A 13,064-nucleotide genomic window follows, 5' to 3' on the forward strand; every position below is an offset into this window, starting at 1 on the left:
AAATGATACAAGAATACCAACTCCGCATCCTTCCCGAAATCGCAGCAAACGAACAGAAACTAAAGGAATATCTTTCTAAAGAAAAAGGTTTGAACCTGCGTGACATCACCGCTACCCGAATCTTGAAACGAAGCATCGATGCACGGCAGCGGACTATCTTCGTCAATCTGAAGGTACGAGCATATATCCGTGAGATGCCTAAAGATGATGAATACGAGCATACTATATATAATAAGGTAGAGGGAAAGCCGCAAGTGATTGTCGTGGGCGCAGGTCCCGGCGGACTATTTGCAGCCCTGCGTCTCATCGAACTGGGGTTACGTCCCGTTGTTATCGAACGCGGAAAAGACGTGCGTGAGCGAAAAAAAGATTTAGCACAAATCAGCAGGGAACACACGGTTGACCCGGAATCGAATTACAGTTTTGGCGAAGGGGGTGCAGGAGCTTATTCGGATGGAAAACTCTACACCCGGAGCAAAAAGAGAGGGAATATAGATAAGATATTGAATGTATTCTGCCAGCATGGGGCTTCTACGGCGATATTAGTAGATGCGCATCCGCATATCGGGACAGACAAGTTGCCACGTGTCATTGAAAATATGCGGAATACCATCATCGAGTGTGGCGGAGAAGTACATTTCCAAACACGAATGGAGGCACTGATTATCGAGAATGACGAAGTAAAAGGTATCGAAACAAATACAGGAAAGATTTTTCTCGGACCCGTGATACTGGCAACCGGACATTCGGCAAGAGATGTATATCGTTGGCTGGCTGCGAATCATGTGGCGATTGAAGCGAAAGGCATTGCAGTCGGTGTCCGTTTGGAGCATCCGGCAATGTTGATCGATCAGATACAATATCATAACAAGGAGGGACGAGGCAAGTATCTGCCTGCCGCAGAATATAGCTTCGTCACGCAGGTTGAAGGCAGAGGAGTGTATAGCTTCTGTATGTGCCCCGGCGGTTTCATTGTTCCTGCTGCCAGCGGACCGGAGCAAGTGGTAGTGAACGGAATGTCTCCTTCTAATCGTGGCTCGCGATGGAGCAATTCGGGCATGGTGGTGGAAGTGCAACCGGAAGATTTAATAAGTGGAGAGTGGAGAGTGGAGAATGGAGAGTTAGCTGCGCAACGAAATGAACAGCTACTGGCTCTTAACCCATCTCTAAACAACTCTCAACTCTCAACTCTCAATTCTCAACTTCTTCCCCTTTACTTTCAGGAAGAACAGGAACGTCAATGCTGGTTGCAAGGAGGCAGAAGGCAGACAGCACCGGCACAGCGTATGCAGGACTTTACCCGCAAGAAGTTGAGTTACGACTTACCCGAATCTTCTTACAGCCCGGGATTGATTTCTTCTCCGCTTCATTTCTGGATGCCGGAGTTTATCAGCAAAAGATTATCTCTCGGTTTCCAGCAATTCGGACGTTACAGTCATGGCTTCCTCACTAATGAAGCGGTGATGATCGGCGTAGAGACACGTACTTCTTCGCCTGTCCGCATCGTACGCGATAAAGAGACATTGCAACATACAACCGTTCGCGGATTATTTCCTTGCGGAGAAGGTGCAGGCTATGCCGGAGGGATTGTTTCTGCCGGAGTGGATGGAGAACGGTGTGCGGAAGCGGTAGCCAATTATTTCAATCGTTAACTAAAACTACATGAAAATGAATCATCAACCCGAAATAGCTATCATTGAATCCAACACCCTTACTTGCCTTGGCCTGAAAGGAATCCTGGAGGAAATGATTCCTATGGCAACCATACGCACCTTCCATCAATTCAGTGAACTGATGGACGATACGCCGGATATGTATGCCCATTATTTCATTTCCGCACAGATTTATGTGGAGCACAATGCTTTCTTTCTCCCCCGGAAACGAAAAACAATTGTATTGGCAAGCGATAGTCCGCAATTCCAACTGTCCGGCGTGCCTGTACTCAACATCCATGAATCCGAGGAAGAGTTGGTGAAAAATATATTGAAACTCCATCAACACGCCCACCACAACGGTTATCCGGTGAAAGACATGCCATCCATGCCTCCGGCGCAGCCTCATCAGGAGATTCTATCTTCCCGTGAAATAGAAGTGCTCGTACTGATAACCAAAGGATTAATCAACAAAGAGATAGCAGATAAACTGAATATCAGCCTGACCACCGTTATCACTCACCGGAAAAATATCACAGAGAAATTAGGCATCAAGTCCGTCTCCGGACTGACTATTTATGCGGTAATGAACGGGTATATAGAAGCGGACCGAATCTGATTCACCACAGAGGACACAGAGGATAAAAAGGATAAAGAAGGTAAAGAGAAAAACTTTCCACACTTTTTCCCAAAAACACTCAAACAGTCTGTATCAGAGAATGAGTGAAGATGTTACCTTCACTATACCCTCTGTGTCCTCTGTGGTGAAAACTGTGGTGAAACAAATCCTAATAAATGAGGATTGACCGTCATCTATATTTGCCGTTACTTTGCACCAGATAAATGAACAGCAGATGAAGAGAAAGAATTTTATGATTGCCCTCACGCTCCTGACGACAGGTACAGCATGGGCAGAAGATTTCCCGAAAGACTCACTAAAAATAGTAGACATCGAAGAAGTGGTAGTGATTGCCACTCCGAAAGAGAATCGTAAGTTGCGTGAATTACCGGTGGCAGCCACTGTTTTATCGCAAGATAATATGCGCGCCAATCAGGTGAACTCTGTGAAAAACCTGACAGGCATCGTCCCTAATCTGTTTATCCCCGATTATGGTTCCAAACTGACCACTTCCATTTATATCCGCGGAATCGGCTCACGTATCAACACTCCGTCCGTAGGACTTTACGTAGACAACATCCCTTATATCGACAAATCCGCTTTCGACTTCAACTATGCTGATATCGAACGTATTGATATTCTCCGCGGACCACAAGGCACTCTCTACGGACGTAACACGATGGGAGGACTTATCAAAGTGCACACAAAATCGCCTTTCACTTATCAAGGTACTGATATCCGCATGGGAGCAGCGACCTACAATAATTATAATGTGTCACTCACCCACTATCATCGGACATCCGACCGCTTCGCCTTTTCTACCGGAGGTTTCTACGAACACACAGGTGGCTTCTTTGAAAATTCGGCAAGAAACAACGAAAAGGTAGACAAGAGCAATGCCGGTGGCGGACGTTTCCGTGGTATTTACCTGCCTAGTTCGAACCTGAAAATAGATATGGCCCTTAGCTATGAATATAGCGATCAGGGCGGATATCCGTATTACTATACCGGGATTACCCCCAGTGCAATAGCTAAAGCGAAAGAAAAAGGTAAAGAAATGACAGAAGACCGGGCAGATTATATCGGTAAGATTTCATATAACGACCGCAGCAGTTACCGCCGTGGATTGCTCAACTCCGGTGTTAACATCGAATATCAAGCCAACAACTTTATATTAAGTGCCGTGACAGGTTATCAGAACCTGAACGACCGTATGTTTCTCGATCAGGATTTCACAGAAAGAGATATTTTCAATATTGAGCAAAAGCAACGTGCAAACACCATTTCCGAAGAGATTGTGTTGAAAGCCAAACCCGGAAAAAGATGGCAGTGGGCTACGGGAGCTTTCGGATTCTATCAATGGCTGCATACTACGGGACCTGTTTTGTTTAAAGAAGAAGGAGTGAAGTCGGTCATTGAAAACAACGCCAATGCAGCTTTTGAAGAAGTATCTGCCAAACCCGGAGCTCCCACCATGGGAATGACTGTGCACAACCCGACCTTAAGCGTAGGAGGAACTTTCGACACCCCGACTCTTAGCGGTGCACTTTATCATCAGTCTACTTTCAACAACTTGTTCATAGAAGGACTGTCCGTTACAGCCGGCCTCCGGCTCGATTACGAGAAAATCAGTATGAAGTATAATTCTCTTAGCACTCCTATTGATTTTGGTTTTGATTTTCACTTAGCTATGGGACCCAACCAAATAAACTTGTCTGATCAGAATATGAAAGCCCCTGCCTCTTTCGTTGGCAAGCTCTCTACTGATTATGTACAGCTCCTACCCAAATTTGCTATTCAATATGAATGGAAGAATCAAAATAACGTTTATGCCACCGTCACCCGGGGATATCGTTCGGGAGGATATAACATCCAGATGTTCTCTGACTTATCACAAACAGAATTGAAAAATTCGATGATGAATGCCATCAAAGAAAGTCCGACAATAGGGCAAGATGCCACCTGGGGAAAAACCATCATTAATATGATGAACCAAATGGTACCTACAAAAGAGATTGATGTAAAAGCATCCACCACTTACAAACCCGAATATTCGTGGAACTACGAAGCAGGTAGCCACCTTACTTTATGGGAAGGCAGACTTTGGGCCGACGTCGCAGCATTCTATATGGATACCCGCGACCAACAACTCTCCCAATTTGCAGAAAGTGGTCTGGGACGTATCACGATCAATGCAGGAAAAAGTCGCAGTTATGGTGCAGAAGCAGCCCTTCGTGCCAGTGTGACAAAAGAACTTAGCCTGAATGTCAGTTACGGATATACGTATGCCACCTTTACGGATTATGTAATCACCGAAGAGCAAAAAGACGGCACTTTTAAAGTAACTGCAGATTATAATGGCAAATATGTTCCCTTCGTCCCCAAACACACCTTAAATATCGGAGGAGAATACGCCATCACCTGCAGTCCGCGTTCTATCTTCGACCGGGTTGTATTCCAAGCTAATTATAACGCTGCCGGACGCATCTACTGGACTGAACAAAACGATGTCAGCCAATCTTTCTATGGCACACTCAACTGGAGAACGAATCTGGAAATCGGTGACGCAATGATTAGTTTCTGGGCACGCAACTTCTTGAATAAAGAATATGCCGCCTTCTATTTCGAAACAATGAACAAAGGTTTTATGCAGAAAGGACGCCCAATGCAATTTGGGGTAGATCTCCGCTGCCGGTTCTAATCATTTTCACTCATAGAGATATTATTTAGTCATTTTATTGTCAGCTAAAGATTTCATCCATATAGAACAATGATTATCAAGTCATTGACACCTGACAATAAGTGCTGACAATAACCCAAAAACAGGCTGACAATAAAAGATTCGAACTTTTATTGTCAGCCTGTCTCTTATAGATTGATGGCATGGAATACGTGATAGAAGAACGTATGCCTCTATGAAGTATGCATTATAAAGTCGTTATACTTAATTAATCCAATAGGCATTGTTCTCTTAACCCTACGCTATCTTTACCTTTCCATGGCTGTGGTAGCTTCTCTTCACGGCCGTGGAGAGATCTCGTCACGGCTGTGAGAAGAAGTCACCACGGCCGTGGGAAGGTAAAGATAGCGGTACCTTCACACAACTATACCGGCATCTTAACGGAACTTTACCGGTACTCTGGCATTACTTTACCTACAGTTTCCTATTGGTTTGCTTATATCTAAGATTATCTTGTCTACATCTAATACACTTCAACTACACTCCACCACGATTAAGCAAGTTTCTCTGTTCCATCAGACACACGCGTCATTTGATAAGCGATACGCTCTGTACCGTTCTTTACATAAATGATACCACAACGTTGAAAGCCATACTTCGTCAATATATGCTGCATGACTTTATTGTCCCGATGAGTATCTACCCGGAGATTGGGCCAACGTTCGAAACACCAGTTCAAGCAGGTTTCCGATACCCCCTTCTGTTTTCCGTTCGTTGCCAGCCGATGAATCACTCCATAAGGTTCATTATTGAGCCATGTTCCTTCATAAATCTGTTGATAAGTAGGGTCGTCGCCCAAGATAAAACAAAAAGTCCCCAAGATTTCTCCCTGTTCATCTATGCAGACAAAGCTATGTCCATCTTCAATTTCCTGACGAATCAATACTTCAGAAGGATAACCGTCAATCCATTGAGTAGTATTTCCGGTTGCACGCATAAAGGCACGGGCATAGTCATAAATCTCCATCACTAAAGGGAGATCTTTTATTTCGGTAGATCTGATTTCCATCATTTGAAAAGTTATTCAAGAATAAAACAGATAATAAAATTACTCATTGATAGCTCCACAATGGGGGCATACACCTTTTTGCTTCAACTTTTCCCCACAACGCCCACAACGATACTTATACCCAATGTTCCGATGGACTTTCTTCGCAAAAACCAGCATAAAAAAGGCAAGGAACAGATAACCGATATAAATATGTGTCATCAGGATAAAGAAGAAATAGCAGAAAATACAGCAAGACATCAACCCCAGCAGATAAAAGATAGCTGCAGCGGGAGTCAACTGTCGGAACAAATCATCCAGCACCGCCAAAGCGACTATCAAAAACAGCCAAATACTCAACAAGAAGACAGAGAGAATAAAAGGAACTTTGAACGGCGACAAAGTAGGATTGAAATAAAAATGCTCCCACGTTTCCGGCACAAAGACCTGCATCGATTCGTAAATCGTTGCACTGAAAGCCATCAACAAACAGAGAAATAACGGATAAACACTATCTATATCATTAAAATAGACCATCTGCAACTGCTTTCGACGAAAAGCGCGAAACAGATATACACCGACGAATAAAGCGAAGATGATAATGAAATAAGAAGCATGCGTATCACTGAAAAGATGAATGGCCTGCGAAATACTATCAGTCGGCACAAATGACTTCTTGAGTTCTTTTTCACGTATCCAGCCCTGTTCATCCTGTGTGTGAGCCAGCTTCACCCAAACACTGTCTACACTATCGGCAGGGTGAACCGCAAACTCTGCCACCACTACCCTATCCCCTTTATTCAACTGAATAAAAGTATCTTTTATCGGAAGACACTCCAAAGAGATGGAATCATCGACTACTTCCAAGTTTGTATTCCATGTATAATGCCGTTCGTACAAGTAAGTCAACGAGTCTTTCGTCTTCTTCGACAGTTCTTCCGAATCCAAAGCCGGTGCTTTATAATAACAAGATGAGAGCAAAAGTAAACATAGTAGGAGGTTCATCACTGTTTTCATCACTATTTTCACTACAGAGGACGCAGAGGATAAAAAGGATAAAGAGGGTAAAAAGGGTAAAGAAGGTAAAGAGAAAAACTTTCTACACTTTTTCCCAAAAACACTCAAACAGTCTGTATCAGAAGAATGAGTGAAGATGTTACCTCCACTATATCCTCTGTGTCCTCTGCGTCCTCTGTGGTGAAAACTGTGAATAATGATTCTCATTGAGCCGCTTTTACTTTCATTTGACAATTCTTACAATCAAATTCCAGACGAAAACGTTTGCCGTCATTTGACACCAGGTAATAGGGTTCTTTATAAGGTGAACGTACCCGTTGATGGATGGGACACCATCCCATACTGTAACGCAAACAATGTTTGCAGAACATCAGTACCGCATCTTCCACCGCTTCTTTTTCGTAAGCCGCTGCTACCTGTTGAACCCCATGCTCCTGATAGAAAGAGGCTGCACGAGTATTCATGACATTCCCCAAATAGGTTAGCGTCGTTTGTGGAAAAGCATGATTGGTTGACTTCCATACCGACAATTCCTGACGGTAATTGATTCGACGGGCAGTTATTAACCGGTCGATTGCCTGCCGGCGGAAATCGGCTAATACCGAAGCCGGCAGAAACCAGTTGTCGGTAAAAGAGATTTCTATTTCTTTTGCTTCGAAAGGCGTATTCCCCAATTTAGACAGTTGCGTTTTCAGGTTGTCCGTCTGCGGAGTCCGGGCCGGCTCTTTTTCACGTGGAAGGGTGATTGTGACGCTATTATCATCTTCGTCAGTCAATGTCAAAGAGAAACCGGAATGATGGTCGGCAAGCAACATTCGCACTGCGATTTTCCTTTCGGCAGACTTACGGGAAAGCACTCGTTCAAATTCCTGGTCGAAATTACGATATAATGTGGTACGAGGCTTGATGCGAGGCATTTCCTGCGGATATAGTTTGTTGCTGTCCACCCGGTTGATGCGGAATCCCTGTAAACGTCCCTGTTCGTCGATATAACAAACACCGTCTCCATTGTTAAAGGATTTAAGTCCCGCAACCGTCAGATAATTGCCGCGAATCTCCTTCACAGTCCCCATCTCCTCGCCCAACGACTTGGGAGTGTCGAAAGAGAAAATCTCTTTGTCACGTCCATGCAGGAAATAATGTGTGAATCCACGGCTGAAACTCTTATCCAGTTGCGGCTTAAACTCGAAATTGCACGTACCCGAAGAAGCCCTTACATATTCCGGACGACGGGCAAAGATGGCATCCAGCTTCTGACGATAAGCGGCCGTTACATTCTTCACGTAAGAAACGTCTTTCAGTCGCCCTTCTATCTTGAACGAGGAAGCTCCGGCATCCAGCAATTGCTCCAGTTCATCACTTTGATTCATATCTTTCAGAGAAAGCAGATGTTTGTCTTTGACAATCACTTTCCCGTCCGCGTCTACCAGACTAAAAGGTAACCGGCAGAATTGCGCACATTCCCCCCGGTTGGCACTACGGCCGAAACAGGCTTGGCTGACATAACACTGCCCGCTATAGCTGACACAAAGTGCCCCATGTACGAATACCTCTAAAGGCACTTCCGGACAATTTTCGTGTATCTTCTTTATTTCACGCAACGATAGTTCCCGCGCCAGGACTACTTGCCGGAAACCCGCCTCCCAAAGGAATTTTACTTTTTCCGGTGTACGGTTGTCCATTTGTGTACTGGCATGAAGCGGTATCGGAGGAAGATTCAACTTCGTGATCCCCATGTCCTGCACAATCAGCGCGTCTACGCCAATCCGATAAAGTGCATGAATCATCTCCTCCGTCTCTTTCAACTCTTCTTCTTTCAGAATCGTATTGACCGTGACATAAATACGTGCATGATACAAATGGGCATGTTGCACCAATGCTTCAATATCTTCCAATGAGTTCACAGCCGCCGCACGGGCACCGAACTTCGGAGCACCGATATATACAGCATCTGCCCCATGATTGATAGCTTCAATGCCACATTCCAGGTTTTTCGCCGGAGCGAGAAGTTCTATTTTACGCTGCTTTATCATTTAATATCATTGATGTTGTAAGGTGTTTCCTGATAAACGAAGTAGTTCAGCCAATTGGAGAACAACAAATTGGCATGAGCACGCCAACGTACCAACGGGCCTTTTTCAGGATCATTGTCTATATAATAATTGCGGGGCATCTCTATCGGCAAGCCTTTATCGAGATCGCGACGGTATTCCGTGTCCAGTGTCAGCGGAGAATATTCGGAGTGTCCCGTGACAAAGAATTCACGACCGCCCCGTGCCATTGCCATATAGACACCGGCATCTTCCGATTCGGAAAGCAACGTCAATTCCGGAACTTTCAGAATGTCTTCCCTGCGTACTTCTGTATGACGGCTATGCGGCACATAGAAACAATCATCAAAACCACGGAAGATGGAGTGGAAAGGTTCCAATACCCGATGTTCAAAGATACCGAACATCTTCTCTTTCAACGGATATTTAGGAACTCCATAATGATGATACAATCCGGCCTGCGCAGCCCAGCATATATATAAGGTAGAAGTGACATGCGTACGTGCCCAATCAAAGATTTCCGTAATCTCATCCCAATAGGTCACCTCCTCGAAGTCCATCTGTTCTACAGGAGCTCCGGTGATAATCATACCATCATACTTCTCGTGACGCATCTGGTCGAAATCCGTATAGAACGTTTTCATGTGTTCTATCGGCGTATTCTTTGACGTGTGGCTCTTGATCTTCATAAATGAAATCTCCACCTGAAGAGGTGTGTTGGAGAGTAAACGCACCAAGTCTGTTTCCGTTGTAATTTTCAACGGCATCAGATTCAGAATCACAATCCGTAGCGGACGAATATCCTGTTGCGTAGCGCGGGAAGTGTCGATCACAAAAATATTCTCTTCCTTCAAAAGCTCTATCGCAGGTAGTTTATCGGGTAAATTTAAAGGCATAATCGCTATATATTAGTAATTTGAGTGCAAAAATACGAAAAATATAGCAGATTATAGGGAGGTAGCTTATTTAGAAGACGTACAAATTAAGTCAATTTAAACATAGAAGCATAACAACCAATCAATAAAAGCCTTATTTTTGCCGGAGAAATTAGTACTAATAATTTAAATCTTAGAAAAATGGCATACGTAATTAGTGACGATTGTATTGCTTGCGGAACTTGCATTGACGAGTGTCCGGTAGAAGCTATCTCTGAAGGTGATATCTATTCTATCAACCCAGATGTATGTACTGACTGTGGTACTTGTGCAGACGTTTGTCCGTCTGAAGCAATTCACCCGGCTGAATAATACAAGTTACAAAAAGAGTATAGGCTGCTTTCTATGGAAGGCAGCCTTTTTTTATTGCTCTTTCTTCACCACAGATTACACAGATTAATTCACAATCAAACGGATAGAAAAATACAAAGAAGTTCCTTAAACAAAAAATCACCCTTACTGCATACTGTAGTAAGGATGATTGTATTAATCTAATATTTTTCAGACAGACAATCTCTTTTCAATCTGTGTCAATCTGTGTCAATCTGTGTAATCTGCGGTGAACTCTTATTTCAACTTAGCCAATGCTTCTTTGATACGACGGATAGCCTCTACGATATTTTCATCGCTTGTAGCATAACTCATACGGATACATTCAGGAGCACCGAAAGAGGCACCACCTACACAAGCCACGTGAGCTTCTTCAAGCAAGTACATTGCCAAATCATCCGAATCTGCAATCTTACGTTCGCCGTTACTCTTTCCAAAGAAAGCATCGCATTTCGGGAACAGATAGAAAGCACCTTGCGGAACGTTTACCTCAAATCCCGGAACTTCCTTAGCCAACTTCACAATCAGGTCACGACGGCGTTGGAATGCTTTCTGCATTTCTTTTACCGGTTCTTGTGTTCCTGTATATGCCACTTCAGCAGCTTTTTGAGAAACAGAACAAGGACCTGAAGTGTACTGACCTTGCAACTTGTTGCAAGCTTTTACAATCCATTCCGGACCGGCAATGAAACCGATTCTCCATCCTGTCATAGCGTAAGCCTTGGATACACCGTTTACAATCACTGTACGTTCCTTCATTTCTGGGAATTGAGCGATACTCTGATGTGCACCAATATAATTGATATGTTCATAAATCTCGTCAGCGATTACTATCACCTGCGGATGTTTAGCCAATACTGCTGACAATCCGGCCAATTCTTCTTTTGTATATACAGAACCTGTCGGATTAGACGGAGAACAAAGAATCAATGCTTTCGTCTTCGGAGTGATGGCTGCTTCCAGCTGTTCCGGAGTAATCTTGAAATCTTGTTCGATACCTGCCGAAACAATTACGGGAGTACCTTCTGCCATTTTCACCATTTCCGGGTAGCTTACCCAGTAAGGAGCCGGCACGATGACTTCGTCACCCGGATTTACCAATACAAGGATGGTATTACAAACAGATTGTTTGGCACCATTGGCACACGAAATTTGAGCGGCTGTATATTCCAGACCGTTTTCTTTTTTCAGTTTCTCAACAATAGCATTGCGCAAAGCCGGATAACCCGGTACCGGAGAGTAACGAGAAAAGTTATCATCTATGGCTTTTTTCGCAGCTTCTTTGATGTGGTCAGGAGTATTAAAATCCGGTTCTCCTACACTTAAGTTAATAACATCAACACCCTGTGCCTTGAGCTCGTTGCTCTTTTGCGACATGGCAAGCGTCGCCGATGGCGACAAGCTGTTCAAACGATCTGATAATTGATTCATTTTGTATCTATTTTATTGTTGTTGAGTGAAAATCGTTGCAAAATAAGCGATAATATTTGATATATGAAAACAAATTGGCAATTTACTTATTAAAATGTAAAGTATGCCCCATTCTTTCTTTCTTTGTTCTCAAGTATCGTTCATTATACGGATTAGGAACTGTTTCAACAGGTACATTTTCTACTATCTCCAATCCGTATGCTTCCAAACCAACACGTTTCACCGGATTATTTGTCAAAAGTCTCATTTTGTGTACTCCCAGTTCACGAAGGATTTGTGCGCCTACTCCGTAATCACGCTCATCGGCAAGGTGTCCCAAACAAATATTCGCGTCAACGGTATCCATACCGTCTTCCTGCAACTTATATGCTTTCATCTTTTCCATCAGACCGATGCCACGTCCTTCCTGATTGAGGTAAACCACCACGCCTTTTCCTTCTTTTTCGATCATTTCCATCGCTTTATGCAGTTGCTCGCCACAGTCACAACGTTGTGAGCCAAGGATATCTCCAGTAGCACAAGAGGAATGGACACGTACCAAGATCGGTTCGTCTTCACTCCATGTTCCTTTAAATATAGCCATGTGCTCCAATCCGTTTGATTTCTGGCGGAAAGGAATCAGACGGAACTTTCCGTGTTCGGTAGGCATATTTACTTCTACTCCTTTTTCTACAATGGATTCCTGTTTCAGGCGATAAACGATCAGGTCATGGATAGAAATCAGTTTCAGCCCGTGTTCGTCTGCCATCTGACGGAGTTCGGGCAAACGTGCCATTGTTCCGTCTTCACTCATGATTTCCATCAAGGCACCTGCGGGGTAAAGTCCTGCCAGACGAGCCATATCAATCGTAGCTTCTGTATGTCCGGCACGGCGAAGTACTCCTTTTTCTTGCGCGTACAACGGATTGATGTGTCCGGGACGCCCGAAAGTAGCCGGTGTAGAAGTCGGATCGGCCAACGCCTGAATAGTAGCGGCACGGTCGGAAGCGGAAACACCTGTTGTACAGCCTTCCAATTTGTCAATAGTAACCGTAAAAGGAGTTCCCAACACGGAAGTATTATCACTTACCTGATGCGGTAAATCCAACTCCTTGCAACGAGACACTGTGACAGGTGCACAAAGTACGCCACGTGCATGTTTCAACATGAAATTTACTTTTTCGGGAGTTATCTTTTCAGCTGCAATAATCAAGTCGCCTTCGTTTTCGCGGTCTTCATCATCCACTACTATGACAAACTTGCCTTCTTTAAAGTCGGCAATCGCATCTTCTATTCTATCCATTTTAATAGTCTCTTTCATA

The 13,064-nt window shown here is 44.0% G+C and carries 10 protein-coding genes; 4 read left to right on the forward strand and 6 right to left on the reverse strand.

Annotated elements, in window-relative coordinates; all coding sequences use genetic code 11:
• The first annotated feature begins 2 nt into the window (after window positions 1-2).
• From KFO40_RS02620 to KFO40_RS02630, 3 genes are all read left to right on the forward strand, one after another.
• Window positions 3-1,652 carry an NAD(P)/FAD-dependent oxidoreductase gene (locus KFO40_RS02620; RefSeq protein ID WP_009040625.1) on the forward strand — a complete coding sequence of 550 codons (1,650 nt, stop codon included), beginning with the start codon at window positions 3-5 and terminating at the stop codon, window positions 1,650-1,652.
• A 16-nt stretch (window positions 1,653-1,668) separates the two neighbouring features.
• Window positions 1,669-2,271, forward strand: coding sequence for a response regulator transcription factor (locus KFO40_RS02625; protein ID WP_087319009.1), 603 nt, complete (start codon window positions 1,669-1,671; stop codon window positions 2,269-2,271).
• Window positions 2,272-2,506: 235 nt separating this feature from the next.
• Window positions 2,507-4,972 (forward strand): TonB-dependent receptor, encoded by a 2,466-nt coding sequence (locus KFO40_RS02630; RefSeq protein WP_192923072.1) that lies wholly within the window; start codon window positions 2,507-2,509, stop codon window positions 4,970-4,972.
• 532 nt (window positions 4,973-5,504) lie between these two features.
• On the opposite strand, the gene KFO40_RS02635 is transcribed toward KFO40_RS02630, so the two are convergent.
• The 4 genes from KFO40_RS02635 to metA form a co-directional block, all read right to left on the reverse strand.
• Window positions 5,505-6,023, reverse strand: coding sequence for a GNAT family N-acetyltransferase (locus KFO40_RS02635; RefSeq protein ID WP_004314570.1), 519 nt, complete (start codon window positions 6,021-6,023; stop codon window positions 5,505-5,507).
• Between the two features lie 36 nt (window positions 6,024-6,059).
• Window positions 6,060-7,016, reverse strand: coding sequence for a zinc ribbon domain-containing protein (locus tag KFO40_RS02640; protein WP_008017684.1), 957 nt, complete (start codon window positions 7,014-7,016; stop codon window positions 6,060-6,062).
• Between the two features lie 203 nt (window positions 7,017-7,219).
• Window positions 7,220-9,049, reverse strand: coding sequence for a peptidase U32 family protein (locus tag KFO40_RS02645; protein WP_004314572.1), 1,830 nt, complete (start codon window positions 9,047-9,049; stop codon window positions 7,220-7,222).
• Window positions 9,046-9,963 carry a homoserine O-succinyltransferase gene (gene metA, locus KFO40_RS02650; RefSeq protein WP_008640718.1) on the reverse strand — a complete coding sequence of 306 codons (918 nt, stop codon included), beginning with the start codon at window positions 9,961-9,963 and terminating at the stop codon, window positions 9,046-9,048. Before metA ends, KFO40_RS02645 begins: the two co-directional genes overlap by 4 nt.
• Before the next feature lie 180 nt (window positions 9,964-10,143).
• Here metA and KFO40_RS02655 point away from each other — a divergent pair, with 180 nt between their 5' ends.
• Window positions 10,144-10,314, forward strand: coding sequence for a DUF362 domain-containing protein (locus tag KFO40_RS02655; RefSeq protein WP_002559159.1), 171 nt, complete (start codon window positions 10,144-10,146; stop codon window positions 10,312-10,314).
• A gap of 255 nt (window positions 10,315-10,569) precedes the next feature.
• On the opposite strand, the gene KFO40_RS02660 is transcribed toward KFO40_RS02655, so the two are convergent.
• Both KFO40_RS02660 and KFO40_RS02665 read right to left on the reverse strand, forming a co-directional pair.
• Window positions 10,570-11,763, reverse strand: coding sequence for a pyridoxal phosphate-dependent aminotransferase (locus KFO40_RS02660; RefSeq protein ID WP_004306402.1), 1,194 nt, complete (start codon window positions 11,761-11,763; stop codon window positions 10,570-10,572).
• A gap of 82 nt (window positions 11,764-11,845) precedes the next feature.
• Window positions 11,846-13,063: a bifunctional 3,4-dihydroxy-2-butanone-4-phosphate synthase/GTP cyclohydrolase II gene (locus KFO40_RS02665; RefSeq protein ID WP_004309056.1), complete on the reverse strand. Its 1,218-nt coding sequence runs from the start codon at window positions 13,061-13,063 to the stop codon at window positions 11,846-11,848.
• Between the last annotated feature and the right edge of the window lies 1 nt (window position 13,064).

The sequence above is a fragment of the Bacteroides sp. 1001302B_160321_D4 genome (assembly GCF_015667765.1).
Classification (GTDB): domain Bacteria; phylum Bacteroidota; class Bacteroidia; order Bacteroidales; family Bacteroidaceae; genus Bacteroides; species Bacteroides xylanisolvens.

What these genes read in the sequence shown, in the direction of transcription:
- KFO40_RS02620 (WP_009040625.1), top strand. Translation starts at nt 3, where the DNA reads ATGATACAAGAATACCAACTCCGCATCCTTCCCGAAATCGCAGCAAAC.
- KFO40_RS02625 (WP_087319009.1), top strand. Translation starts at nt 1,669, where the DNA reads ATGAATCATCAACCCGAAATAGCTATCATTGAATCCAACACCCTTACT.
- KFO40_RS02630 (WP_192923072.1), top strand. Translation starts at nt 2,507, where the DNA reads ATGAAGAGAAAGAATTTTATGATTGCCCTCACGCTCCTGACGACAGGT.
- KFO40_RS02635 (WP_004314570.1), bottom strand. Translation starts at nt 6,023, where the DNA reads ATGATGGAAATCAGATCTACCGAAATAAAAGATCTCCCTTTAGTGATG.
- KFO40_RS02640 (WP_008017684.1), bottom strand. Translation starts at nt 7,016, where the DNA reads ATGAAAACAGTGATGAACCTCCTACTATGTTTACTTTTGCTCTCATCT.
- KFO40_RS02645 (WP_004314572.1), bottom strand. Translation starts at nt 9,049, where the DNA reads ATGATAAAGCAGCGTAAAATAGAACTTCTCGCTCCGGCGAAAAACCTG.
- metA (WP_008640718.1), bottom strand. Translation starts at nt 9,963, where the DNA reads ATGCCTTTAAATTTACCCGATAAACTACCTGCGATAGAGCTTTTGAAG.
- KFO40_RS02655 (WP_002559159.1), top strand. Translation starts at nt 10,144, where the DNA reads ATGGCATACGTAATTAGTGACGATTGTATTGCTTGCGGAACTTGCATT.
- KFO40_RS02660 (WP_004306402.1), bottom strand. Translation starts at nt 11,763, where the DNA reads ATGAATCAATTATCAGATCGTTTGAACAGCTTGTCGCCATCGGCGACG.
- KFO40_RS02665 (WP_004309056.1), bottom strand. Translation starts at nt 13,063, where the DNA reads ATGAAAGAGACTATTAAAATGGATAGAATAGAAGATGCGATTGCCGAC.